Here is a 22,231-nt window from a genome sequence, read left to right as displayed (position 1 = left end):
GGAATGCTCAGAAAGTGTTCGGGGTGGCGGGATCAGAGACTGCAGCCGGCGTCGACACCGGGAAGCGATTCACGCTGGGCGCTGACGCTGACGCCATAGCGTTCGGCTGTCATGTGCGCCAGGATGGCCAGCGCGATCTCGGGCGGCGTGCGCGCGCCGATATGCAGGCCCACCGGCCCGTGCAGACGCGCCAGCTGCGCGTTCGTCATGTCGAAATGCTCGGCCAGCCGCGCCTTGCGCTTGGCCTGGTTGACGCGCGAGCCGATGGCGCCCACATAGAAAGCCGGGCCCTTCAGCGCCTCCATCAGCGCCAGGTCATCGAGCTTGGGGTCGTGGGTCAGCGCCACCACGGCCGTGTGGCCATCGGGCGCGAAGGCCTGCACTACGTCGTCGGGCATGTCGCGGCTCAGCGTGGCGCCGGGGATTGCGGGCTGGTACTCGTCGCGCGGATCGCAGACCAGCACCTGGTAGTCCAGCGCCAGCGCCATGCTGGCCAGGTACTCGGTAAGCTGGCCGGCGCCAATGATCAGCAGCCGCCATTGCGGGCCGTGGTGGGTGGTCAATGCCGCATCGGACAGCTGCACCACATCGGCACCGGCTTGCGGGGCGGAGAGCGTCACCGCGCCGCTTTGCATGTCCAGCCGGCGTTGCACGCGCTCGCCGCGCGACAGGCGCGCGAGCAGTTCGTCCAGCAGCGAATCCTTGTGCAGGGGTTCCAGTACCAACTCCAGCGTACCGCCGCAGGGCAGGCCGAAGCGCTGTGCGGCTTCTGCGCCGACGCCATAGCGGATCAGCTCGGGTTTGCTCAGCTTCAACGCGCCTTCGCGCAGCTTGGCGACCAGATCGTCTTCGATGCAGCCGCCCGAGACCGAGCCGGCGATCAGCCCGTCATCGCGCACCGCCACCACCGCGCCCACAGGCCGCGGAGCCGAACCCCAGGTGCGCACGATGGTGCCCAGCACCACGCCGCGCCCCTCGGCCAGCCAGGCCGAGACCTGGCGCATCACCTGCAGATCGACGTTGTCCATATGGGCGGACTTTAGCGAGTTCAAGCATTGAAGGCGCAGAAGATACCCGATGCGCCACTGCTTCGCTGCGGTGCACAAGAACCCGGGTCAACCCGAAGGGGAAGCGCCGCCTTGCACCGCATGGCCACGCTCAGCCACCAACCCGGTGCCGGTTTGCCCCATGTATGGGCATACAGGCGGGTAAACGGTAGATGGCGCACAAGCGGCACAGCGTGGAACATCGGCGTCCGGTCGTTGATCGATTGACACCTATCAGGAGACAAGCGCATGAGCCACAAGATAACGCTCAAGATCAACGGCAAGACGGTCACGCGCGAAGTCGCGGCCGACCGCTTGCTGGTGCAGTTGCTGCGGGAGGACCTCGCTCTCACCGGAACCCATGTGGGTTGCGACACCGGGCAGTGCGGCGCCTGCACCGTGCACCTAAACGGCCGTGCGGTGAAGGCCTGCACGATGCTGGCGCTGCAGGCTGAGGGCGGCGAGATCACGACCATCGAAGGCCTGGCGGCACCCAACGGCGAGATGCACCCGATGCAGGCTGCCTTCAAGGAATGCCACGGCCTGCAGTGCGGTTTCTGCACGCCCGGCATGGTGATGAGTGCGGTCGACCTGGTGCAGCACCACAGCTGCGGCAGCGAGCACGAGATCCGCGCCGGGCTGGAAGGCAATATGTGCCGCTGCACCGGCTATCAGAACATCGTGCGCGCCGTGCAGCTCGGCGCGCAGGGCATGAAGTGAGGAGGGCGCTGACATGAACGCACCGCAAGCAGGCCTGATCGGCCAAAGCGTCAAGCGCCGCGAGGACGCGCGCTTCCTCACCGGCCGGGGCCAGTACACCGACGACATCGTGCTGCCGCGCCAGACTTTTGCCTACTTCCTGCGCTCGCCTTATGCCAATGCGCGCATCAAGGGCATCAGCACCGAAGCCGCGGCTGCCGCTGAAGGCGTGCTGGGCGTCTTCACCGGCGAGCATTTCCGCGCGGTCGGAGGCTTGCCCTGCGGCTGGCTGATCAACAGCCTGGACGGCAGCCCGATGAAGGAGCCCAAGCATCCGATCCTGGCTGACGGCAAGGCGCGCTATGTGGGCGACCAGGTGGCGCTGGTGGTGGCCGAGACCTACGCGCAGGCCAAGGCCGCGGCGCAGCTGATCGAGGTCGACTACGAGGAACTGTCGCCGGTGGTCGATTGCGCCGACGCGCGCCTCGTGCCCGGTACCGTGCATGACGAAGTGCCTGACAACATCTGCTACACCTGGGGCTGCGGCGACAAGGCCGCCACCGATGCTGCCATGGCGGGGGCCGCGCACATCACGCGGCTGGAGTTCCGCAACAACCGCCTGATCCCCAATGCCATCGAGCCGCGCGCGGCCAATGCGTCCTACAACCCCTCGGACGAGAGCTACACGCTCTATGTGGCGAACCAGAACCCGCATGTGGAGCGCCTCCTGATGTGCGCCTTCGTGCTGGGCATCCCCGAGCACAAGGTGCGCGTGGTGGCGCCGGATGTGGGCGGCGGCTTCGGTTCCAAGATCTTTCTCTATGCCGAGGAGACCGCGCTGGTCTGGGCCTCGAAGCAGATCGGCCGGCCCATCAAGTGGACGGCCGACCGCAGCGAGGCCTTCCTGTCCGACGCCCATGGCCGCGATCACGCCACCGTGGCCGAGCTGGGCCTGGACGCGAAAGGCAAGTTCCTGGCGATGCGCGTGCACACCACGGCAAATCTGGGCGCCTACCTGTCCACCTTTGCGTCCAGCGTGCCGACCATCCTCTACGCCACGCTGCTGGCCGGCCAGTACACCACGCCCAAGATCTATGCCGAAGTGACAGGCGTGTTCACCAACACCGCGCCGGTCGATGCCTACCGCGGCGCCGGCCGGCCCGAGGCCACCTATGTGGTCGAGCGCCTGGTGGAGACCGCCGCGCATGAGTTGAAGATCGACCCCGCCGAGCTGCGCCGCCGCAACTTCATCACGACCTTCCCCTACGCGACACCGGTGGGCCTGACCTATGACGTGGGCGACTACGACGCCACGCTGCGCGAGGTGATCGAACTGGCCGACGTGGCGGGCTTCGAGGCGCGCCGCGCGGCGAGCGCGGCCAAGGGGCTGAAGCGCGGTATGGGCTATTCCACCTATATCGAGGCCTGTGGTCTGGCGCCCAGCAATATTGCTGGCGCCCTGGGTGCGCGCGCCGGCCTGTTCGAGGCGGGCGAGGTGCGCGTCCATCCCACCGGCAAGGTGACGGTGTTCACCGGCAGCCATTCGCATGGCCAGGGCCACGAGACCACCTTCGCGCAGGTGGTGGCCGACAAGCTGGGCATTCCTATCGACGATGTTTCCATCGAGCATGGCGATACCGGCAAGGTGCTGTTCGGCATGGGCACGTATGGCAGCCGCTCGCTGTCGGTGGGCGGAACGGCCATCGTCAAGGCGGTCGACAAGGTGATCGCCAAGGGCAAGAAGATAGCTGCCCATCTGCTGGAAGCAGCGGACACCGATATCGAGTTTCAGAACGGCGTTTTCAAGGTGGCGGGCACCGACAAGAGCGTGCCTTTCGCCTCGGTGTCGCTGACCGCATATGTGCCGCACAACTACCCGCTGGACAAGCTGGAGCCCGGCCTCAACGAAAACGCCTTCTACGACCCGACCAACTTCACCTACCCGGCAGGAAGCTATGTCTGCGAGGTCGAGATCGACCCCGATACCGGCGTGGTGCGGGTGGACCGTTTCACTGCGGTGGACGACTTCGGCAATGTGGTCAACCCGATGATCGTCGAGGGCCAGGTGCATGGCGGCATCGCGCAGGGCATCGGCCAGGCGCTGCTGGAACACGGCATCTACGACACGCACAGCGGCCAGCTGCTGACCGGCAGCTATATGGACTATGCGATGCCGCGTGCCGACGACCTGCCCAGCTTCACCGTCAAGACTTCCAAGGGGACGCCCTGCAGCCACAACCCGCTGGGGGTGAAGGGCTGCGGCGAGGCCGGCGCCATCGGCTCACCGCCGGCGGTGATCAACGCCATCTGCCATGCGCTGGGCATCAAGGACCTGCCGATGCCGGCGAGCCCGCACACAGTCTGGCAAGCCATCCAGGCCAATCGCTGATCAGCAAGGGAGAAGCACCATCATGAGTTTCACCTACCAACGTGCGGCCACGCTGGCCGATGCGGCGCGCAGCGCCGCGGCGTCTGCCGATGCCAAGCTGCTGGCCGGCGGCCAGAGCCTGATGGGCGCCGTCAAGCTGGGCCTGGCGGCACCTGAGGCACTGATCGATCTGGGCGGCCTGGCCGAGTTGCGCGGCGTGCGCGTCGACAAGGGCCATGTGGTGATCGGCGCGATGACCACGCATGCGACGGTGGCCGCCTCGCGCGAGGTGCAGCAGGCCATCCCGGCTCTGGCCGATCTGGCCGGCAATATCGGCGATCGCCAGGTGCGCAATGTCGGCACGCTGGGCGGTAGCCTGGCCAACAACGATCCGGCCGCCTGCTATCCGGCGGCAGTGCTGGGCCTGGGGGCCACCATTCACACCGACCGGCGCAGCATCGCAGCCGATGACTTCTTCAAGGGCCTGTATGAGACGGCGCTGCAGTACGGCGAGATCATCACCTCGGTGAGCTTCCCGGTGCCGCAGCAGGCGGCTTGGCAGAAGTTCAAGCAGCCGGCCTCGCGCTTCTCGCTCGTCGGCGTGTTCGTGGCCAGGTCGGCGGCGGGCGTGCGGGTGGCGGTGACGGGGGCCGGTGCCGGCGTGTTCCGCGTGGCGGCGCTTGAAGCGGCGCTGGCCAAGGATTGGAGCGAGGCGGCGGCGCGGGCCGTGAGCGTCTCCGATGACGGGCTGAACACCGATCTGCATGCATCTGCAGCGTATCGGGCGGCCTTGATTCCGGTGTTGGCGGGGCGCGCTGTTGCTGGGTCTTGAGGCTTCGGTGAGAGCCCGCCGGGATGTCGCCCCGGCAGGCGACTCACTTTCTTCTGCTGGCCCAGAAGAAAGTAAACAAAGAAGAGGGCCTGGACTGCGGTTGAGCAGTGCACATCGCTCGCGGAGCTCGACGCGCGCTTGTGAGCGAATCCAAACTGTAAACGCTCGATGGCCGACTTGTATGCCTGTGCGCCTGGGTACAGGCGCAGCTCAACAGCGGGCCTCTTGCCGACAGCGCAGCGTTGGTCCGCGCCTGGTGCTGCATCATCCGCCATTGCCATGAACGAACTCCCCGTCTCGATAGACGCCACCCTCGACCAGCTCCGCGCGCAGGGCTATATCGCCTCGCGCGACCTGGCGACCACGGTGTTCCTGGCGTTGCGCCTGCAGCGCCCGCTGTTCCTCGAAGGCGAGCCCGGCACCGGCAAGACCGAAGTGGCCAAGGCGCTGGCCGCGATGCTGGGCCGGCCGCTGATCCGGCTGCAGTGCTACGAAGGACTGGACCTGGCGGCGGCGGCCTATGAATGGAACTACGCGCGCCAGATGCTGGAGATCCGGCTGATGGAGGTGGGCAGCGCCGCCGGCGCCAGCCGCGAGGCGCTGGCGCATGAGCTGTTCAGCCGCCGCTTCCTGATCAGCCGGCCTCTGCTGCAGGCCATCGACCCGCTGCGCGAAGGGCCGGCGCCGGTGTTGTTGATCGACGAGCTGGATCGCGCCGACGAGCCGTTTGAAGCCTTCTTGCTCGAAGTGCTGTCCGACTTCCAGATCAGCATCCCCGAGCTGGGCGTCGTCAAGGCCAGCGAGCCGCCCATCGTGGTGCTGACCAGCAACCGCACGCGCGAGATCCACGATGCTGTCAAGCGCCGCTGCCTCTACCACTGGGTGGACTTTCCCAGTGCAGCGCGCGAGCTGGAGATCCTGCGCCTGAAGCTGCCCGGCATAGACGCGCAACTGGCGCGTCAGATTGTCGCCTTCATCCAGGGCCTGCGCACGCTGGACCTCTACAAGCTGCCCGGCCTGACCGAGACGCTGGAGTGGTCGCGCGCGCTGCTGGAGCTGGACGCGCTGGTGCTGGACCCCGAGACCGTGCGCTCCACGCTCGGCGTGCTGTTGAAGTACCAGGACGATATTGCCAAGCTGCAGGGCTCAGAGGCGGCGCGGCTGCTGGCGCAGCTGAAGGCCGAGACGGGGCATGATGGTTAGCGGACACGAGCCCGCCGCCAGCGGCAGCCCAGGGGTCGGACACCTTGCCGAGAACCTCGTCCACTTCGCCCGTGTGCTGCGCCAGGCGGGGTTGCCGCTGGGCAGTGATCGCGTGCAGCTGAGCCTGCAGGCGCTGCAGGTGGCGGGGCTGGCATCGCGCGCCGATTTCAAGGCCACGCTGGCGGCCTGTCTGGTGGACCGGGCCGAGCACCGAGCGCTGTTCGAGCAGGCGTTTCACATCTTCTGGCGCGACCCCGATCTGCTGGCGCGAGTAATGGCCATGCTGCTTCCGCAGGCCCAGGCCCAGTCTGGCATGCCACCGCCGCCCGAGAACCGGCGCCTGGCCGATGCGCTGTTCCCGCATGCGCCGGAGCCGTCGCCTCAGGACCGCCCGCCGGAGCAGCAGATTGAGGTCGATGCGCGCCTGAGCTGGAGCGAGCGCGAGCTGCTGCAGCACAAGGATTTCGAGACCATGACGGCCGAGGAATGGGCGCAGGCGCGGCGGCTGCTGGCGCGTCTGCAGCCCTTCTTCGAGACCCGACCGACGCGCCGCCATGCCCCCGCCACCAAGGGCCGTATGGACTGGCGCGCCAGCTTGCGTGCGATGGGCCGCAACGATGCACTGGCGCCGCCCCGCTTCACACGGCCGCGCGAGCGTGTCGCGCCGCTGCTGCTGCTGGCCGACATCTCGGGCTCGATGAGCCGCTACTCGCGCATGCTGCTGCACTTGGCCCATGGCCTGGCCAATCCGGCCGAGCGCCGCCACGCGCCGCGCGTGCACAGCTTCGTGTTCGGCACGCGGCTCACACCGATCAGCCGGCTGATGGCGCAACGGGATCCGGATCTGGCCGTGGCGGCGGTCAGCCAGCGCGTGGCCGATTGGTCGGGCGGCACCCGCATCAGCGAATGCCTGCACGAGTTCAACCGCCACTGGGCGCGCCGCGTGCTGAGCAGCGACACCACGGTGCTGCTGATCACCGACGGCCTGGAGCAGGGTGCCAGCGCCGAAGCCTTGGCCTTCGAGGCACGGCGCCTGCGCCTGTCCTGCAGGCGCCTTGTCTGGCTGAACCCCTTGCTGCGTTTCGAGGGTTTCGAACCCAAGGCCGCCGGCATCCGCGCGCTACTGCCCGAGGTCAGCCTGCATCTGCCGACCCACAACCTTGCCAGCCTGCAGGCGCTGGCTCAGCTACTCTCCACACCATGCAACTGAGCGGACAAGAAACCCTGCCCGTCACCCAGGCCCAGGCCTGGGAGGCGCTCAACGACACCGAAATGCTGAAGGCGGCGATCACCGGCTGCGAGTCGCTCACGCCCATCGGCGAGCATGAATACGAAGCGCTGCTGGCGGTGGCGGTCGGTCCGCTGAAGGCCAAGTTCAAGGGCCGGCTCAAGCTCTCCGAGCTGAACCCGCCGCGCAGCTACCAGATCGCCTTCGAGGGGCAGGGCGGGACCGCCGGCCATGGCAAGGGCGAAGCCAAGGTCTGGCTGGAAGTGCTGGGGCCGCAACAGACGCAGCTGCACTACTCGGTGGTGGCCAGCGTCGGCGGCAAGCTGGCGCAGGTGGGCTCGCGTCTGGTGGACATGGCGGCGCAGAAGATGGCCGGCGACTTCTTCGCCGCCTTCAACGCGGCCTTGCAGCAGCGCTATGCGGTGCAGCAGCTGCCGAGCGCGCCCGCGCTGCCGCCCAAGTCGGCCTGGCAGCGCTTCCTCGACTGGTACCTTGGCTGGCTAGGCCGCATCTTCACCGGCAAGGTCTGAGGCTGCGCGCCCTGGGCGCCTACCTACAATCGCGGCATCGCTGCTTTTTAGTCCTGCCCTGGCGGCAGTGCCTGCCGCTCATGCGCCCCCCTGTTTCCCAACGTCTGCTGCATGTCGACGCGCTGAAAGCCTTGGCTGCGCAGCTGATCGTGCTGCATCACCTGGCCGCCTATGGCCCAGTGGCGGATGCGGTGCAGTCGCTGTGGCCGGCCTTGATCGGCTTTCTGTACGACGAGGGCCGCATGGCCGTGCAGGTCTTCTTGGTGGTGGGCGGGTTTCTGAGCGCGCGCGGCCTGCTGCCTGACGGGCAGACGCTGCGTGGCGAGCCGCCGGACTTGCTGTGGCGCCGCTACCTGCGCCTGATGCTGCCCTTCATGGGTGCGGTGCTGCTGACGCTGTTCTGCTCGCTGCTGGTGGCGCGCTGGCTGCCCGAGCTGCTGCCGTCCTCGATCAGCGTTGCTCAGCTGGCGGCCCATGCCTTGCTGCTGCACGGTGTGACGGGTGTCGAATCGCTGACCGTCGGCGCCTGGTATGTGGCTATTGACCTGCAGCTGTTTGCGCTGATGCTAGGCCTGCTGTGGCTCGCCCGGGGCCGGCCAGCGGCGCCGGTGCTCGGCCCGCTGCTGCTGCTGGCCTTGCTGCTGGCCTCGCTGTTCTGGTTCAACCTCGATGCTGGGCACGACAACTGGGGCTGGTACTTCTTCGGCGCCTACGGGCTGGGCGCGCTGGTGCACATCATCGGCAAGCATCCCGGCCTGCGCGGCCGTCGTCTGCCAGTCGGGCTGGCATTGGGCCTGCTGGCGGGCGGCGCGCTGCTGCTTGAGTTCCGTGGCCGCATCGCGCTGGCGCTGCTGACGGCATTGATGCTGGCCGCGCTGCAGTGGCGTGCTGATCGGGGGGGCGCGTTGTTCGGCCCGGGTTGGCTGGCGCAACGCGCAGGCGCGTTGATAAACCATCTGGGCACGCACTCCTACGCGCTGTTCCTGGTGCATTTCGCGGTGCTGCTGCTGGTCAACGCGCTGTTCGAGCACCTGGCCCCGGAGCAGCCGTTCGCAGGCCTTTGGGCCATGCTGGCCGCCTGGGGCCTGAGCAATCTGGCGGCGCTGTTGTTCTACCGCTGGGTGGAGCTGCCCGCCTGCCGCGTCAACTGGCTGCCGCCCGGCTTTCGCCGCGCCTGAAGAGTTCGCGGCGCGCTTGCTCAGTGGTCGATCAACGCTCCGTCAGCGGGCGGCTCTGCGGCGTGCGCTGAAAGGCCGCCTTGTCGAAGCCCAGGCTGCCGGCCTTGTCCAGCAGGCGCTGCAGCTGCTCTTCGCTCATCGAGGGTTCGCGCGACAACACCCAGGCAAACTTGCGTCCCGGCTCGCCGATCAGCACCTGGCGGTAGTCACGGTCAAGATCCAGCACCCAGTAGTCGCCGTAGAAGGGCCAGAAGAAGGTCACGCGCAGCTTGGCGTTGGCGCTGCCCGCCACCACCTTGGCGTGGCCCTTCACATCGTCGATCTCACCCTTGGCGGTGCGGCAGCGGTTGATCACCTCCACCCGCTCGCCGTCCAGGCGGTAGCGCGCCTGGGTGTCGGCCACGCACTGCTTCTGGAAGCGGTTGGGCAGCAGCGCAATCTCGTACCAGGTGCCGGCATATCGGCCGAGGTCCACCGACTCAACGGTGGGCAGCAAGGCCGGCTGAGCCGCAAGGGCCGGACTGCCCGGCAGCGCCAGCGCGGCACCTAGCAGCAGCAGGGGCAGCCCGAGCCGCCGGGCCGTGGCAGGCAGCGAGGAAACAGGACGGGAAGAACTGACAGAGGCTTGCATGGTGCAGTGCTGCGGCAAAACGCCGTGTTGCGCGGGATCAATGCCCGCCAGTGCCGCACCATAGCAAGCCCGGCAATCACCTGTCCTTCATGGGGCAGGTGTTCATGCCCAGCAGCGGGTAGACCGGGCAGAAGCGGAACAGGCCGGTCAGCACCGGCACGATGCCGATATAGCCCCACAGGCCGATGGCGCCGGTGGTGGCGGCCACGATCAGGGCGGCGCCCACGGTCACGCGCAGGATGCGGTCGATGCCGCCAACATTGGTCTTCATGAGAGAGCTCCTTGTTCCATCGCTGGATGCCGCCCCGGCGGGGCGATGTCTGCACTGTCGCAGCGGCGCCCCTGCGGGTCTGTGACCTGGGTCACACAGGGCTGAATGCGCGCCCTCAGCCGCCGCCGGCCAGCGCGCGCAGCGCGGCCGGGTCGCGCAGCTCGATGCGCTCACGCCCGAGGCTCAGCCAGCCCTCGCGCTCGAAACGCTTCAGCAGGCGTGTGACGATCTCGCGCACCGTGCCCAGTTCGTCGGCCAGCTGCTGGTGTGTGGTCTGCAGCACGGCGCCATGGCCCAGCAGCGCGCCGGCCAGGCGCTGGTCGAGGCGCTGGAAGGCCACCGCCTCAGCCAGCGCCATCAGATCGGCGATGCGGTCGGCGAAGATGCCGAACACATAACGCCTGAAACCCTCGTGCTCCGTCCACAGCGCGAAGCCCAGCGGGTCCAGCAGCACCAGCTCGCAGGGCTCGGTGGTGATGCCATGCGCGGCCAGCGCCACCTGGCCGAACAGGCAGGAGGTGGACGCCACGCAGAGCTCGCCGCACTGCACGCGGTACAGCTCCAGCGAACGGCCGTTGGGCGCGCCGCGCGCCACGCGCACCTCGCCCGCCAGCACCAGCGGGAAGCCCTGGCAGGCCTGGCCCTCGTCAAACAGCAGGGTGCCTGGCGGCACCGTCATGGCCTGCGCATGGCTGGCCAGCACCGGCTCGCGCAAGGCCGCGGGCAGGGCGGCGACGGCCGGGTACTGCGCCATCAGGCGCTGGATCTGATCGGGGCTGGCGGCGGCAGGACTCATCAGCACTCCTGCGCACTGCGGCGCTGCATATCGACCAGGGTCTTGCCGGGCTCGTCGCGAAAGCGCTCGTCCAGCAGTTCCAGCGCCTGGATGCGGTCGACGCGGAAGCTGCGGAAATCCTGCCGCAGCTCGCACCAGGCGGCGAAGGTCCATACCGGGCCCCAGAAGAAGCAACCCAGCGGCCGCACGCGGCGCTCAGTCGGCGCATCGCTCAGATCCAGGTACTGCAGGCGCAGCAGGCACCGGCTCTCGGTGGCTTCGCGCAGCTGCATCAGGCGCTCGCTCATCGCCGCGTCCATGCCTGAGAGCGGCGCGTAAACCGCCAGGCTCTCGGCTGCTGCGCGGGCCGCTGGCGGCAACACCGCCATGATTTTGGACAGCGCCGCTTCAGCCGGCTCGCCCAGGCCGCGGTCCAGCTGCGGCCGGGCCAGCCGCACCACGGCCACCAGGGCCTGGGCCTCTTCCTTGCTGAACATCAGTGGCGGCAGGTCGAAGCCGGCGCGCATGCGATAGCCCACGCCGGCCTCGCCCTCGATGGGCACTCCCTGCTGTTGCAGCGCGGCCACGTCGCGGTAGACGGTGCGCGGCGAGACCTCCAGCCGCGCGGCCAGGAAGTCGGCGGTGGAAAGACGGCGTCCACGGATCAGCTGGACGATTTGGAACAGGCGGTCGGCACGGCGCATGGACCGCATTGTGGTGCAGCGCTGGCCCCGGCCGCGCGCCGCTAGGATGGCCGCATGCCGCCACGATTCCGCTCTGCGAGCCTTGACGACGCCGCCTGCCTGTCCGCGCTGGGCACCCAGGTCTTTCTGGAGGCCTACGCCAGCCAGGGCGTCACGCAGGCGTTGGCACGCGAGGTGCAAACCCTGTTGTCGGTGGAGGCCATCCAGGCGCAACTGAGCGAAGCCGGGCGCCTGTATGTGCTGGCCGAATCCGCTGAGCCCGATGGCGGTCTCGTCGGGTTCGCTCAACTCTGCCTGGGCCGGCGCCACGCGCTGCTGGGCGCTGCATCCGGTCTGCCGGTGATGGAGCTGGAGCGCCTGTACCTGCAGCAGCGCTTCACCGGGCGCGGCTGGGGCCGGCTGCTGCTGCAACAGGCCGAGCAGCAGGCTCGCATGCAGGGCGCCGGCCGCCTGTGGCTGAGCGCCTGGACGGGCAATCATCGGGCGCTGGGCTTCTATGCCCGCTGCGGCTATCAGCTGCTCGGGGAGGCCGTCTATCGCTTCGAGGACGCGGCCTATCCGAACAAGATCCTGGCCCGCACGCTGCAGGATCTTTCGGCGCCGTGAGTCCGCGCCGGCCTGTGCGCATCAGCCTTTCAGCTGGCGCCAAAGCCTCAGCCCTTGCCGCTGCCATCAAGGCCGCTTCGCTTGACCTGGCTCAGAGGCTGCCTGCGACCTGGCGCCAGCCCCATATCGTCCAGGCGCATGAGCGCTTCGCTGCGGCGCTCGCGTGCGATGTCGCGCCAATCGCGGTCTTCCTGCGCGCCCATCAGCGCATAGAGCAGGTTCAAGCCCGCCACCGGCCATTGGGCCTTCAGCTGCCGATAGAGTGCATAGGGCTCGGCCTGGCGCAGCTGCTCAGGCGACAAGATGCCGACTGCCGCCAGCTGCTCGCGACTGCGCGGCCCGAGTCCACGCCAGCCTGGCTCGGTGCGCGCCGTCATGCCATCGGCGTGCACAGCTCGACCAGGCTGCCGTCCGGGCAGCGCACATAGGCCACCGTCTGGCCCCAGGGCTTGGTGAGTGGCGCGGCCACCGCCTCGGCCCCGGCGCTCACCGCGCGCTCGAAGGCGGCCTGGACATCGGCAGTAGCCAGGCCGATTTCTATGCCCAGCGGGCGCGGGCTGGCGTCGGCCGCCAGATAGTCACAGCCCAGGCTGTCGCGCGCGGTCTCGTGCTGGCAGAAGGCCAGCGCCGTGGCGCCCGTCTCCAGCTCGCCGTAGGCGCCGGATTCATGCAGGAAGCGGCGCTTCAGCCCAAAGGCGCGCTCGAAGAAATCCAGCGAGGCGGCGACGTCGGCCACGTACACAATCGTGTAGGAAAATTTCATGACAACTCCAGGCACTGCACTCAATGGGCAACAGTGTGCCGCATGAGCCCCGTCCGGCGGCCGGATCGGCAGGCTGAGGCGCTTATGCTTGCGGGCATGACACGCACTCTCGGTCGGCGCCACTTCTGCCTTGCGGGCGCTTCGCTCATGGGGTCAGGTCTTGCGGTAGCGGCGCCGAAGCCGCTGCCGCAGGAAGCCTTGCTGCCGGCGCTGGTGTCGCGCCAACGCCAACTGGCCAATGGCCTGACGCTGCTCAGCCTGCCTGAATTTCAGCAGCCGGGCGGCAGCAGCGTCAGCGTGCAGCTCTGGTACCGGGTCGGCGGCAAGCATGACCCGCAGGGCCGCGCCGGTTTCGCGCATCTGTTCGAACATCTGATGTTCAAGAACACGCGCTTCATGGCGGCCGAGCAGTTCGACCGCATGACCGAGGATGTGGGCGGCAGCAACAACGCCTTCACCACGCCCGATGTCACGGTTTTTCACTGCCAGGTGCCGGCCAACCATCTGGAGGCGGTGCTGTGGGCCGAGGCCGAGCGCATGGCCAATCTGAATGTGGACCAGGCCAACTTCGACAGCGAGCGCGAGGTGGTCAAGGAAGAGCTGCGCCAGCGCGTGTTCGGCGATCCCTATGGCCCCCTGTTCCATGCCATTCCCGGGTTCGGCTACCAGAGGCATCCCTACCGGCGGCCGGTGGTCGGCGAGCTGGCCGAGCTTGAGGCGGCCACGCTGGACGAGGTGCGTGCCTTCCATGCCCGCCACTACCGTCCCGACAACGCCGTGCTGATCGTCAGCGGCCGCTTCGATGTCAGCCGTCTGGATGCGGCGGTTGATCACTTCTTCGGCAGCATCCGCGCGCCGGCTGCGCCGCTGCCGCGGCTGGACATCACCGAGCCGGCCCGCGAGCGCGACAGCGTGCACCGTGTCGCTGCGCTGCAAGCCCCCCAGCCTGCCGCAGCCCTGATCTGGCAGGGGCCGCCGCTGGCGCATGCCGATGGGGCAGCGCTGCGTGTGGCGGCAGCGCTGCTCGGCCAGGGCGAGTCGGGACGTTTCAATGAGGGCCTGATCTACCGTCGCCGTCTGGCCCAGAGCACCGGCTTCGAGCTGATGCTGAATGCCGACGCTGGCCTGATCGTGGCCCATGCCATTGCCGCCGGCCAGGCTCGGGTGACGGCGGAAAGCCTGGCCGGCGCGCTGCATCGCGAGGTGCAGCGCCTGGCCCAGGAGCCGCTGTTGGCTGAAGAGCTGGCCAAGGCCAAGGCGCAGCTGCTGACCCAGGCCTTGCTGGCCCGCGAGACGGCCGAGGGACGGGCGCTGGTGCTGGGCGAATCGCTGCTGCTGCGCGGCGACGTGCAGGCGGCCGAGCGCGAGTTGGCCGCCACCCAGATGGTCGGCGTCGTTGCGCTCCAGCAGGTGATGCAGCGCTGGCTGCTGCAGGCGCCGCGCCAGACCCTGCTGTACGAAAGCCGCAAGCCCGGGGTGATGACATGAGCGACGCCAATCTGCGTCGACGCAGCGCGCTGCTGGCGGGCCTGACGCTGCCACTGAGCGCACTGGCCCAAGGCTCTTTTGATCGCCCGCCGCCGCCCGGTCCTGCGCTGCCCTTGCCCCGACCCAAGCTGGCCGAGGCGCGCTTGCCCAACGGCCTGCGTCTGCTGGTGGCCGAACGGCGCGGCCTGCCGCTGGTCAGCCTGCGTCTGCTGCTGCCGGACCTGGGCAGCCTGGGCGACCCGGCGCCCAAGGCCGGGCTGGCGCAGATGCATCTGCAGCTGCTGGGCCGCGGCGCGGCGCGCGATGGCGAACCGCAGAACGCGGATGAGCTGGCCTTTGCGGCCGAAAGCCTGGGCGCCAGCCTGGAGCTGGACAGCGGGCTGCGCGCCGGCAGCCTGGGCCTGACGGTCGTTCGCAAGCATCTCGAGCCCGCGCTGGAGCTGCTGGCCGACCTGGTGCTGAATCCGCTGTTGACCGCCGATGATCTGGACCGTGTGCGCGAGGAACTGCTGGATGCCCGCGAGCAGCAGCTGGCGGATCCAGCCCAGCTGGCCAGCCTGCTGGCGCGGCGCCTGCACTGGGGCCAGAGTGCGGCCGGCCAGTTGCCCACGCCAGCCAGCCTGGGCCGCATTCAGCGCCGTGACCTGCTGGAGCAGCAGCGCCGCCTGCGGCCCGAGGCCAGCTGTCTGCTGCTGGCGGGCGACATCGACATCGAAGAAGTCCTGGCCCTGGCGCGCCAGCAGTTCGGCGATTGGCGCAGTGCTGCCGGCCTGCAGCCGGCTCGGCCGCCTGTGCTTCCCTCGCCGCTGCCGGCCCGCACGCTGCTGGTGGATTGGCCTGGTGCGGCACAGGCCGCCCTGGTGCTGGCGGCGCCGCATGCCGGCGCGGGCGAATTCGAAGCCGAGGCCCGGTTGGCACTGGCCGTGCTGGGCCAGGGCTATTCCTCGCGCCTGAACCAGGAGCTGCGCATCCGCCGCGGCCTGTCCTACGGAGTCAGCTGTGAGGCCGAATCGCTGGCTGGCGCCGGCCTCGTGCTGGCCGGTCTCCAGACGCGGCCAGCGCAGGCGGCCGAGGCGGTGGCGCTGCTGGGTGCCGAGCTGCTGCGCATGGGCCAGGAACCGGTGGCCGCTCCCGAATTGCAGGCCCGCCGCAGTGCCCTGCTGGGCGAGCATGGACGGCAGATGGAGACCACCGCCGGCCTGGCCGGCCTGCTGGCGCGCCTGGCGCTCGACGCTGCCGCGCCGGCGACGCTGGAGTCCTGGCCCGAGGCCTTGCAGGCGGTGCCGCCCGAGGCCTTGCAGGCCTACGCCAGCCGCCATTGGCGCGCCGACGCCTTTCGCCGCGTCATCGTGGCCGACCTTGCTGCGACCGGTGCCGGCCTGCGCCGCCTCGATCCCGACGCCTGGGTGATTCCGCGCCAGCGCCTGGACCCGGCCAGCCCCAAGCTTCGGCTCGGCTAGAATCGCGCTCGTCATTGGGGAGTAGTCGCGGCATTCGTACATGCCGGCCCGCGTCAACAGACTTGCTTCAGTTCCCGAAGCATGGCGCGCGCAGTGTCCGCACCTGGCAAGACCATTGACCATGCACTCGGGCAGCGGCCGCGGGGGCATGGTCGATGCTGGATCTTGCATTCAGGCCGCGGAGTGAACTCATCCCATGGAAGCCTTCCTCGTCTCCACCGGCCTCGTGGCCCTGGCCGAAATCGGCGACAAGACCCAGTTGCTGGCCTTCTTGCTGGCTGCGCGCTTTCGCAAGCCGCTGCCAATCTGCCTGGGCATCCTGATCGCCACCGCCGTCAACCACGCCGGCGCCGGCGCCCTGGGCGCCTGGATCACCACCCTGCTGTCACCACAGGCGTTGCGCTGGATTCTTGGCGTGGGCTTCGTCGCGATGGCCATCTGGACCCTGATCCCCGACAAGATCGACGAAGAACTCGAGGGCGGCGGCAAGTTCAAGCTGGGCGTGCTGGGCACCACCATCGTGGCCTTCTTCCTGGCAGAGATGGGCGACAAGACCCAGATCGCCACGGTGGCGATGGCGGCACGCTTCAACGATTTCTGGGCTGTGGTGGCCGGCACCACGCTGGGCATGATGATCGCCAACGTCCCGGCCGTTTTGCTGGGCGACCGCATCGCGCACAAGATTCCGGTGCGTCTGGTGCATGGCGTGGCCGCGGCGATCTTTGCAGTGCTGGGTGTGGCCACCTTGCTGGGCGCGGGGGAAGGGCTGGGGTTCTGAGCGGCGCCCAAGAGTCCGCTGCGCCGGCACCCGCCGGCCGCTGTGCATCGAGCGGATGAACGAGCCTAGCTGTGGCTCGGAAGTTCCTGCGCTGTCGAGCGCGGCCCGCGCCGCCTCAGTCGGCCACCGTCTGCCGCACGGCGCGTTCCCATCGGTCCATCAATTCAAGCGCTCGCTCGCGTGGCATCGTGGGATGAAAGACCCGCTCGGCCTGCCATTTGGACGACAGCTCATCGAGGCCGCCATACACGCCGCAGCTCAGGCCGGCTAGGTAGGCGGCACCCAGCGCGGTGGTTTCGGTCACCTTGGGACGCAGCACCGGGATGCCCAGCAGGTCGGCCTGGAACTGCATCAGCAGGTTGTTGACGCAGGCGCCGCCATCCACCCGCAGTTCGGTGATGCCTCCTACGGCGGCCGACGTGGCGGGCCGAGTGCCCGGCCGCTCCGAAGTAGGCCCGCGTCCCCCTGGGGGACCGTCTGGCATATCCGCTGGCCTAGCGGCCGACAGGTCTCGGCTCATCGCCTGCAGCAAGGCGGCACTCTGGAAAGCAATGCTCTCCAGCGCGGCACGCGCGATGTGCGCCACGGTGCTGCCGCGTGACAGGCCGACGATGGCGCCGCGCGCGTCGGCATTCCAGTATGGCGCACCCAGGCCGGTGAAGGCCGGCACGAACATCACGCCGCCGGAATCAGGCACGCTCTCGGCCAGGCTCTGCACCTCGGTGCTGGACTTGATCGCATGCAGGCCATCGCGCAGCCACTGCACCACCGCGCCACCGATGAAGACACTGCCTTCCAGCGCATAGGCAGGCCGGCTGTCATGCTGCGCGGCGGCTGTGGTGATCAGGCCATTGGCCGAAGTCTGGAAACGTTCCCCGGTGTGCATCAGCATGAAGCAACCGGTGCCGTAGGTGTTTTTGGCCATGCCGGCCTTGAAGCAGGCTTGGCCGAACAGCGCCGCCTGCTGGTCGCCGGCGATGCCGCCAATCAGTATCTCGCCGCCCAGATGCGCGGCTTGCGCGTTGCCGAAGCGGTGCGCAGAGGGGAACACCTCGGGCAGCACCGCGCGCGGGATGTCCAGCGCGGCCAGCATCGCATCGCTCCACTCATTGCGCCGCACATCGAACAGCATGGTGCGCGCGGCATTGCTGACATCGGTGGCGTGCACCTTGCCGCCGCTCAGTTGCCACAGCAGCCAGCTGTCCACCGTGCCGAAGGCCAGTTCGCCGGCTTCGGCCTGCGCACGTGCGCCGGGCACATGGTCGAGGATCCACTTCAGCTTGGTGCCGGAGAAATACGGGTCGATCACCAGGCCGGTGGTCTCGCGCACGCGCTCGGCCAGGCCGGGCTGCTCGCGCAGGCGCACGCAGGTCGGCTCGGTGCGGCGGTCCTGCCAAACGATGGCGTGGTGGATGGGCGCACCGGTCTTGCGGTTCCACACCACCGTGGTCTCGCGCTGGTTGGTGATGCCGATGGCGCGGATGTCGGCGGCGCGAAGTCCGGCCTTGCTCAACGCATCGCGGGCGCAGGCCAGCTGGGTCTGCCAGATCTCTATCGCGTCATGCTCGACCCAGCCGGGCTGCGGAAAGATCTGGCGGAACTCCTGCTGCGCCATCGCGACGACAGCGCCTTCGGCGCTGAACACGACGGCGCGTGAACTGGAGGTTCCCTGGTCGAGGGCAAGCAGATAGGTCATCGGGTGTCTCTTCAGCGAGGGGTCGATCAGGCAGGGGGTGGCCACTGCGCCAGGAGTTTATGAGCGGCGCCACACTCTGGGCGCGATTTCGGGCAGAGAATGCAAGCACTCTCCACCACGCCCCGCCCTCAGGATGCCTCTCTCGAATTTTGGCCCTGTTTCCGAGCAGCTGCGGTGCGGGTGGCCGGAGCGCTGGTCATGAGCGCCGAGCTGGCGCCAGCGACGGCGCTGTGGATCAGGCAGCCCGAGAGCCTGCAGCTCAAGCTCAGCGGCGACTGGCGCGGGCGGGCGCAGCTGCCCCCACCGCCGGAAGATCTGCCGACCGGACAGTTGCTGATGATAGAGACCAGCCAGCTAACGGAGTACGACAGTGGCCTTGCCGCCGCGTTGTGGGCCCTGGCCGCCGACCGGGGCCTGCGGCTGGATGTCGCCGGCCTGCCTGAGGGACTGCGCGAGGTGCTGCAGCTGGCGGGCGAGGGCGCGCCGCTGCGCCTGGTGCCGCCCGAAGGCCTGCTGTTGCAGATCGGCCGCCCGGTGGGCCTGCGGCTGCGGCGCGCGCGCACCACGCTGGTCTTCATCGGCGAGGTTCTGCAGGCCGCCGGGCGGGCCTTGCGCGGGCGCAGCGCGATGCGCCGCTCCGACCTGATGGTCCAGTTGCAGGCCACCGGCCCGGCCAGCCTGGGCATCGTGTCCCTGGTCTGCGGCCTGGTCGGGCTGATCATTGCCTATATGGGCGCGGCCCAGCTGCAGCGCTTCGGCGCGCACATCTACATGGCCGATCTGGTGACGGTGGGCGTGGTGCGCGAGGTGGCGGCGCTAATGACGGGGGTGATCCTGGCCGGCCGCGTCGGTGCGGCCTTCGCGGCGCAGCTGGGCAGCATGCAGGCCAACGAGGAAGTGGATGCGCTGCGCTCGATGGGCCTGAACCCGGTCGAGCATCTGGTGCTGCCGCGCGTGCTGGCGATGACGCTGATGGCGCCGCTGCTGACCGCTTATGCGGCGCTGGTGGGCTGTGCCGCCGGCCTGGCGGTGGCGGTGGGCATCTTCGATCTGGAGCCTTTTGAATACCTGAGCCGCTCGCGCGAGTCGCTGACCTTCGCGCACCTGGGCATCGGCCTGTTCAAGGGCACGGTCTACGCGCTGCTGGTCGCGCTGGCCGGCTGCCGCCAAGGCATGTACGCGGGCCGCAGCGCGCAGGCCGTGGGTGACGCCACCACCGCCGCGGTGGTGCAGGCCATCGTGTGGATCACGGTCGCCGCCTCGGCGCTGACCATCATGTTCCAGCAGCTGGACTGGTGATGGACAGCCAGACCACCCCGCCGCTGATCGAGGTGCGCGACCTGACGCTCGCCTATGGCGACAAGCTGGTGATGCGCGGTCTGAACTTTTATGTGCGGCGCGGCGAGATCCTGGTGCTGATGGGCGGCAGCGGCTGCGGCAAGAGCACGCTGCTGCGCGCGCTTATCGGCTTGCAGCCGGCGGCGCAGGGCAGCGTCAGCCATGCGGGCCTCGATCTGGCGCTGGCCGATGAGCGCGAGCTGGAGCGCCTGCAGCGCGGCTTCGGCGTGATGTTCCAGGCTGGCGCGCTGTGGAGCTCGATGAGCGTGGGCGAGAACGTGATGCTGCCGCTGCGCGAGTTCACCGCCTTGAGCGAGGCCGAGATCGAGACGGTGGCCCGTTTCAAGCTGGCGCTGGTGGGGCTGGACGGCAGCTTTGATCTGTCGCCGGCGGCGCTTAGCGGTGGCATGCGAAAGCGTGCCGCGATTGCCCGCGCCATGGCGCTCGATCCGCCGCTGCTGTTTTTGGATGAACCCTCGGCCGGCCTCGATCCGCTCAGCGCGGCGCGGCTGGACGAGCTGATCCTCAACCTGCGCGATCATCTGGGCACGACGGTGGTGCTGGTCAGCCATGAGCTGCACAGCATCTTCGCGGTGGCCGACCGCGCGCTGTTCCTCGATGCCAAGGAGAAGACCATGTCTGCGCTGGACAGTCCCCAGGCCCTGCTCGACCACGGGCCTCCGGGCGTGCGTGAGTTCCTGCGACGCGGAGTTCCGGCATGAGCGCGCCGGCGCGCAGGCGCAAAGGCAATCCGGCCCTGCTGGGCCTGTTCGTGGTCGGCGCGCTGGTGCTGCTATTCCTGGCCGTGGTGTTGCTGGCCGGCGGCCAGCTGTGGACGCGCAAGCAGGTGGTGGTGATGCACTTCGGCGGCTCGATCTACGGTCTGCAGGTCGGCGCGCCGGTGGTGTTCCGCGGCGTGCGCCTGGGCAGCGTGTCGGAGATCGGCCTGGCCTACGACAAGTCGGGCGACCGCGTGCTGATCCCGGTGCGCGCCGAGCTGGAGCGCCAGATGCTGCGCAATGTGGTGGGCGAGGGCGCTGACAGCGATCTGGCTGAGGCAATTCCTGCCCTGGTGCAGCGCGGCCTGCGCGCCCAGCTGGCCACGCAAAGCTTGCTGACAGGCCAGCTCTACATCGACCTGGACTTCCATCCCGAGAAGCGCTCGCTGCGTGTCGATGCCGGCCTGGCAAACGAAGTGCCGACCATCTCTACTGCCTTCCAGGAGCTGCGCAGCCAGGTGGAGGAGCTGGACATCAAGCGCCTGGTGGCCGACATCTCGGCCATCGCTGGCTCGACCCGCGCGCTGCTGGCCAACCCCGAGTTGCACCAGACCCTGCGCGATGTGGCCCAGGCCACCGCGCAGATGCGCGGCCTGATGGACAAGCTCAACCGCCAGGCCGATCCGGTGCTGAACAGTGCTCAGGGCGCGGCCGAAGCCACGCGTGTGGCGATGCTCGATGTCAGCCGCGCGGCGGCTCGGGTGGATGAGACCTTCAAGCGCATCGACACCGCTACCGAGGGCGTGGCCGCCACGATGGCACCCGACGCGCCTCTGGTGATGAGCCTGCGCCGCTCGGCCGATGAGCTGGCCGCCACCGCCGTTGCGCTGCGCGGCATGACGGCGGAGGATGCTCCTCTCAGCCAGAACCTGCAGCGCAGCCTGCAGGACATGGCCCGCGCGGCGCGCGCCTTGCGCGAGCTGTCGGAGACGCTCGATCAGCAGCCCGAGTCCATGCTCAAGGGCCGACGTTGAAGCAAAAGAAACCGGAGGAAGACATGATGTCCGATCCAGTCAAGTGCCGACTGAAGAGAGGCGGCTTCGCGATGTCGATGCTGCTGGCGCTGACGGCCTGCGGCAGCTCGCCGCCGGTGCAGCTCTACCAGCTGCGCGCCGATCCGCCGGCCGGCAGCGTCACCGCACCCGGCGTGAAAGCCGGCGAGCGCTGGGCGCTGGCCACGGTGCAGCTGCCCGACTACCTGGACCGCGATGCGCTGGTGATCCCCAGCGGCCGTGCCGGCTTGCAGGCCTTGCAAGGCCACCGCTGGGCCGAGCCGCTGCGCGACGCCGTGCCGCGCCTGCTGCTGGCCGATCTGGCGCGCCTGCGCGGCACCGAACAGGTCTGGCGCGCACCGGCGCCGCCTGGCGTCACAGTGGACCGCCAGCTTCGCATCGAGCTGCGCCAGTTCGAGGCGGCGGGCGAGCAGGCGCCGCGCCAGGTGGTGCTGTCAGCCCGCTGGGTGCTGGTCGATCCGGCCGGCCGGCTGGCGGCCCGCGTCGGCGAGACGCGGCTGGCAGTGGACACCGCCGATGCCAGCCCGGACGCGCTGGCCGCCGCGCATCGGCTGGCCCTGTGGCAACTGGCGCAGGCGATCGACAGCTGGGCTGGCCAGGCGCGCTGAATGAGCGCAGCAAACAGAAGCCAGCGAAGCGGTTCTGGCTAGGCGTCCTGGCGGAGACAGTACATGCAGGTACGGCAAGCCAGGGCAACGACGCCAGATGGCTTTTTTTGGGTTCATCGAGGATTTCCGGGGAAGGCGGCTCGGATTTTGAGGAAGAAGTACTCCTCGTCGCGGTAGCCATAGGCTCGTCGCTTGATGACCTTGATCGTGTTGTTGATGCCTTCGACGACGCTGGTG

General features: G+C 68.8%; 24 protein-coding genes and 1 riboswitch. Of the genes, 15 read left to right on the top strand and 9 right to left on the bottom strand.

Annotation, left to right across the window (positions count from 1 at the left end; genetic code table 11):
- Positions 1-32: 32 nt before the first annotated feature.
- Positions 33-1,028, bottom strand: a complete 996-nt coding sequence (locus ACIQ67_RS01835) for an XdhC family protein (RefSeq protein ID WP_397532642.1) — start codon at positions 1,026-1,028, stop codon at positions 33-35.
- Between the two features lie 267 nt (positions 1,029-1,295).
- On the opposite strand from ACIQ67_RS01835, the gene ACIQ67_RS01830 reads away from it, so the two are divergent.
- The 7 genes from ACIQ67_RS01830 (at position 1,296) to ACIQ67_RS01800 (ending at position 9,084) form a co-directional block, all read left to right on the top strand.
- Positions 1,296-1,766, top strand: coding sequence for a (2Fe-2S)-binding protein (locus ACIQ67_RS01830; protein ID WP_397532641.1), 471 nt, complete (start codon positions 1,296-1,298; stop codon positions 1,764-1,766).
- Between the two features lie 13 nt (positions 1,767-1,779).
- Positions 1,780-4,134 (top strand): xanthine dehydrogenase family protein molybdopterin-binding subunit, encoded by a 2,355-nt coding sequence (locus tag ACIQ67_RS01825; RefSeq protein ID WP_397532640.1) that lies wholly within the window; start codon positions 1,780-1,782, stop codon positions 4,132-4,134.
- Between the two features lie 22 nt (positions 4,135-4,156).
- Entirely contained in the window at positions 4,157-4,945 is a 789-nt protein-coding gene (locus tag ACIQ67_RS01820) for an FAD binding domain-containing protein (protein ID WP_397532639.1), read from the top strand.
- Between the two features lie 279 nt (positions 4,946-5,224).
- Positions 5,225-6,148 carry an AAA family ATPase gene (locus ACIQ67_RS01815; protein ID WP_397532638.1) on the top strand — a complete coding sequence of 308 codons (924 nt, stop codon included), beginning with the start codon at positions 5,225-5,227 and terminating at the stop codon, positions 6,146-6,148.
- Positions 6,138-7,358, top strand: a complete 1,221-nt coding sequence (locus ACIQ67_RS01810) for a VWA domain-containing protein (protein ID WP_397532637.1) — start codon at positions 6,138-6,140, stop codon at positions 7,356-7,358. Before ACIQ67_RS01815 ends, ACIQ67_RS01810 begins: the two co-directional genes overlap by 11 nt.
- Positions 7,349-7,906, top strand: coding sequence for a CoxG family protein (locus tag ACIQ67_RS01805; RefSeq protein ID WP_397532636.1), 558 nt, complete (start codon positions 7,349-7,351; stop codon positions 7,904-7,906). The genes ACIQ67_RS01810 and ACIQ67_RS01805 overlap by 10 nt, the downstream gene beginning before the upstream one ends.
- A gap of 80 nt (positions 7,907-7,986) precedes the next feature.
- Positions 7,987-9,084 carry an acyltransferase family protein gene (locus tag ACIQ67_RS01800; protein ID WP_397532635.1) on the top strand — a complete coding sequence of 366 codons (1,098 nt, stop codon included), beginning with the start codon at positions 7,987-7,989 and terminating at the stop codon, positions 9,082-9,084.
- Between the two features lie 31 nt (positions 9,085-9,115).
- Here the strand turns inward: ACIQ67_RS01800 and ACIQ67_RS01795 are convergent, their stop codons facing one another.
- The 4 genes from ACIQ67_RS01795 to ACIQ67_RS01780 all read right to left on the bottom strand — a co-directional run bounded on the left by ACIQ67_RS01795 (position 9,116) and on the right by ACIQ67_RS01780 (position 11,465).
- Complete coding sequence (locus ACIQ67_RS01795; RefSeq protein ID WP_397532634.1) at positions 9,116-9,715, bottom strand: lipocalin family protein; 600 nt, start codon at positions 9,713-9,715, stop codon at positions 9,116-9,118.
- A 76-nt stretch (positions 9,716-9,791) separates the two neighbouring features.
- Positions 9,792-9,986, bottom strand: coding sequence for a DUF2892 domain-containing protein (locus ACIQ67_RS01790; protein ID WP_397532633.1), 195 nt, complete (start codon positions 9,984-9,986; stop codon positions 9,792-9,794).
- A 115-nt stretch (positions 9,987-10,101) separates the two neighbouring features.
- Entirely contained in the window at positions 10,102-10,782 is a 681-nt protein-coding gene (locus tag ACIQ67_RS01785; protein ID WP_397532632.1) for a Crp/Fnr family transcriptional regulator, read from the bottom strand.
- Positions 10,782-11,465, bottom strand: coding sequence for a helix-turn-helix transcriptional regulator (locus ACIQ67_RS01780; RefSeq protein ID WP_397532631.1), 684 nt, complete (start codon positions 11,463-11,465; stop codon positions 10,782-10,784). Before ACIQ67_RS01780 ends, ACIQ67_RS01785 begins: the two co-directional genes overlap by 1 nt.
- 54 nt (positions 11,466-11,519) lie before the next feature.
- Here ACIQ67_RS01780 and ACIQ67_RS01775 point away from each other — a divergent pair, with 54 nt between their 5' ends.
- Positions 11,520-12,071, top strand: a complete 552-nt coding sequence (locus tag ACIQ67_RS01775) for a GNAT family N-acetyltransferase (RefSeq protein ID WP_397532630.1) — start codon at positions 11,520-11,522, stop codon at positions 12,069-12,071.
- Between the two features lie 47 nt (positions 12,072-12,118).
- On the opposite strand, the gene ACIQ67_RS01770 is transcribed toward ACIQ67_RS01775, so the two are convergent.
- The gene (locus ACIQ67_RS01770; RefSeq protein ID WP_397532629.1) at positions 12,119-12,448 is read right to left on the bottom strand and encodes a TfoX/Sxy family DNA transformation protein; all 330 of its coding nucleotides are present in this window, start codon (positions 12,446-12,448) and stop codon (positions 12,119-12,121) included.
- Positions 12,445-12,834, bottom strand: coding sequence for a VOC family protein (locus ACIQ67_RS01765; RefSeq protein WP_397532628.1), 390 nt, complete (start codon positions 12,832-12,834; stop codon positions 12,445-12,447). The genes ACIQ67_RS01770 and ACIQ67_RS01765 overlap by 4 nt, the downstream gene beginning before the upstream one ends.
- A 147-nt stretch (positions 12,835-12,981) precedes the next feature.
- Here ACIQ67_RS01765 and ACIQ67_RS01760 point away from each other — a divergent pair, with 147 nt between their 5' ends.
- The 3 genes from ACIQ67_RS01760 to ACIQ67_RS01750 all read left to right on the top strand — a co-directional run bounded on the left by ACIQ67_RS01760 (position 12,982) and on the right by ACIQ67_RS01750 (position 16,560).
- Positions 12,982-14,322, top strand: a complete 1,341-nt coding sequence (locus ACIQ67_RS01760; RefSeq protein WP_397532627.1) for a M16 family metallopeptidase — start codon at positions 12,982-12,984, stop codon at positions 14,320-14,322.
- Positions 14,319-15,782: a M16 family metallopeptidase gene (locus tag ACIQ67_RS01755; protein ID WP_397532626.1), complete on the top strand. Its 1,464-nt coding sequence runs from the start codon at positions 14,319-14,321 to the stop codon at positions 15,780-15,782. The genes ACIQ67_RS01760 and ACIQ67_RS01755 overlap by 4 nt, the downstream gene beginning before the upstream one ends.
- A 4-nt stretch (positions 15,783-15,786) precedes the next feature.
- Positions 15,787-15,949, top strand: a riboswitch (yybP-ykoY riboswitch).
- A gap of 29 nt (positions 15,950-15,978) precedes the next feature.
- On the top strand, positions 15,979-16,560 hold the full coding sequence (locus ACIQ67_RS01750) for a TMEM165/GDT1 family protein (protein WP_397532625.1): 582 nt from the start codon (positions 15,979-15,981) through the stop codon (positions 16,558-16,560).
- Positions 16,561-16,675: 115 nt separating this feature from the next.
- On the opposite strand, the gene glpK is transcribed toward ACIQ67_RS01750, so the two are convergent.
- On the bottom strand, positions 16,676-18,256 hold the full coding sequence (gene glpK / locus ACIQ67_RS01745; RefSeq protein WP_397532624.1) for a glycerol kinase GlpK: 1,581 nt from the start codon (positions 18,254-18,256) through the stop codon (positions 16,676-16,678).
- A gap of 198 nt (positions 18,257-18,454) precedes the next feature.
- On the opposite strand from glpK, the gene ACIQ67_RS01740 reads away from it, so the two are divergent.
- The 4 genes from ACIQ67_RS01740 to ACIQ67_RS01725 are packed head-to-tail and all read left to right on the top strand — an operon-like array spanning position 18,455 to position 21,994.
- A complete protein-coding gene (locus ACIQ67_RS01740) occupies positions 18,455-19,555 on the top strand; it encodes an MlaE family ABC transporter permease (protein ID WP_397532623.1) in 1,101 nt (366 codons plus the stop codon).
- Entirely contained in the window at positions 19,555-20,316 is a 762-nt protein-coding gene (locus tag ACIQ67_RS01735; RefSeq protein ID WP_397532622.1) for an ABC transporter ATP-binding protein, read from the top strand. The genes ACIQ67_RS01740 and ACIQ67_RS01735 overlap by 1 nt, the downstream gene beginning before the upstream one ends.
- Positions 20,313-21,347: an MlaD family protein gene (locus tag ACIQ67_RS01730; protein ID WP_397532621.1), complete on the top strand. Its 1,035-nt coding sequence runs from the start codon at positions 20,313-20,315 to the stop codon at positions 21,345-21,347. The genes ACIQ67_RS01735 and ACIQ67_RS01730 overlap by 4 nt, the downstream gene beginning before the upstream one ends.
- A 26-nt stretch (positions 21,348-21,373) precedes the next feature.
- Positions 21,374-21,994, top strand: coding sequence for a membrane integrity-associated transporter subunit PqiC (locus tag ACIQ67_RS01725; RefSeq protein WP_397532620.1), 621 nt, complete (start codon positions 21,374-21,376; stop codon positions 21,992-21,994).
- 113 nt (positions 21,995-22,107) lie between these two features.
- Here the strand turns inward: ACIQ67_RS01725 and ACIQ67_RS01720 are convergent.
- The coding region (locus tag ACIQ67_RS01720; RefSeq protein WP_143329487.1) for a transposase at positions 22,108-22,231 on the bottom strand (124 nt) is incomplete at its 5' end.

The organism is Roseateles sp. (genome assembly GCF_044373315.1).
GTDB lineage: Bacteria > Pseudomonadota > Gammaproteobacteria > Burkholderiales > Burkholderiaceae_C > JACDQM01.
This window is presented reverse-complemented; position numbering and strand designations above follow the sequence as displayed.

Coding starts and splice junctions, on each gene's coding strand:
- ACIQ67_RS01835 (WP_397532642.1), bottom strand. CDS start 1,028: ATGGACAACGTCGATCTGCAGGTGATGCGCCAGGTCTCGGCCTGGCTG.
- ACIQ67_RS01830 (WP_397532641.1), top strand. CDS start 1,296: ATGAGCCACAAGATAACGCTCAAGATCAACGGCAAGACGGTCACGCGC.
- ACIQ67_RS01825 (WP_397532640.1), top strand. CDS start 1,780: ATGAACGCACCGCAAGCAGGCCTGATCGGCCAAAGCGTCAAGCGCCGC.
- ACIQ67_RS01820 (WP_397532639.1), top strand. CDS start 4,157: ATGAGTTTCACCTACCAACGTGCGGCCACGCTGGCCGATGCGGCGCGC.
- ACIQ67_RS01815 (WP_397532638.1), top strand. CDS start 5,225: ATGAACGAACTCCCCGTCTCGATAGACGCCACCCTCGACCAGCTCCGC.
- ACIQ67_RS01810 (WP_397532637.1), top strand. CDS start 6,138: ATGATGGTTAGCGGACACGAGCCCGCCGCCAGCGGCAGCCCAGGGGTC.
- ACIQ67_RS01805 (WP_397532636.1), top strand. CDS start 7,349: ATGCAACTGAGCGGACAAGAAACCCTGCCCGTCACCCAGGCCCAGGCC.
- ACIQ67_RS01800 (WP_397532635.1), top strand. CDS start 7,987: ATGCGCCCCCCTGTTTCCCAACGTCTGCTGCATGTCGACGCGCTGAAA.
- ACIQ67_RS01795 (WP_397532634.1), bottom strand. CDS start 9,715: ATGCAAGCCTCTGTCAGTTCTTCCCGTCCTGTTTCCTCGCTGCCTGCC.
- ACIQ67_RS01790 (WP_397532633.1), bottom strand. CDS start 9,986: ATGAAGACCAATGTTGGCGGCATCGACCGCATCCTGCGCGTGACCGTG.
- ACIQ67_RS01785 (WP_397532632.1), bottom strand. CDS start 10,782: ATGAGTCCTGCCGCCGCCAGCCCCGATCAGATCCAGCGCCTGATGGCG.
- ACIQ67_RS01780 (WP_397532631.1), bottom strand. CDS start 11,465: ATGCGCCGTGCCGACCGCCTGTTCCAAATCGTCCAGCTGATCCGTGGA.
- ACIQ67_RS01775 (WP_397532630.1), top strand. CDS start 11,520: ATGCCGCCACGATTCCGCTCTGCGAGCCTTGACGACGCCGCCTGCCTG.
- ACIQ67_RS01770 (WP_397532629.1), bottom strand. CDS start 12,448: ATGACGGCGCGCACCGAGCCAGGCTGGCGTGGACTCGGGCCGCGCAGT.
- ACIQ67_RS01765 (WP_397532628.1), bottom strand. CDS start 12,834: ATGAAATTTTCCTACACGATTGTGTACGTGGCCGACGTCGCCGCCTCG.
- ACIQ67_RS01760 (WP_397532627.1), top strand. CDS start 12,982: ATGGGGTCAGGTCTTGCGGTAGCGGCGCCGAAGCCGCTGCCGCAGGAA.
- ACIQ67_RS01755 (WP_397532626.1), top strand. CDS start 14,319: ATGAGCGACGCCAATCTGCGTCGACGCAGCGCGCTGCTGGCGGGCCTG.
- ACIQ67_RS01750 (WP_397532625.1), top strand. CDS start 15,979: ATGGAAGCCTTCCTCGTCTCCACCGGCCTCGTGGCCCTGGCCGAAATC.
- glpK (WP_397532624.1), bottom strand. CDS start 18,256: ATGACCTATCTGCTTGCCCTCGACCAGGGAACCTCCAGTTCACGCGCC.
- ACIQ67_RS01740 (WP_397532623.1), top strand. CDS start 18,455: ATGAGCGCCGAGCTGGCGCCAGCGACGGCGCTGTGGATCAGGCAGCCC.
- ACIQ67_RS01735 (WP_397532622.1), top strand. CDS start 19,555: ATGGACAGCCAGACCACCCCGCCGCTGATCGAGGTGCGCGACCTGACG.
- ACIQ67_RS01730 (WP_397532621.1), top strand. CDS start 20,313: ATGAGCGCGCCGGCGCGCAGGCGCAAAGGCAATCCGGCCCTGCTGGGC.
- ACIQ67_RS01725 (WP_397532620.1), top strand. CDS start 21,374: ATGTCCGATCCAGTCAAGTGCCGACTGAAGAGAGGCGGCTTCGCGATG.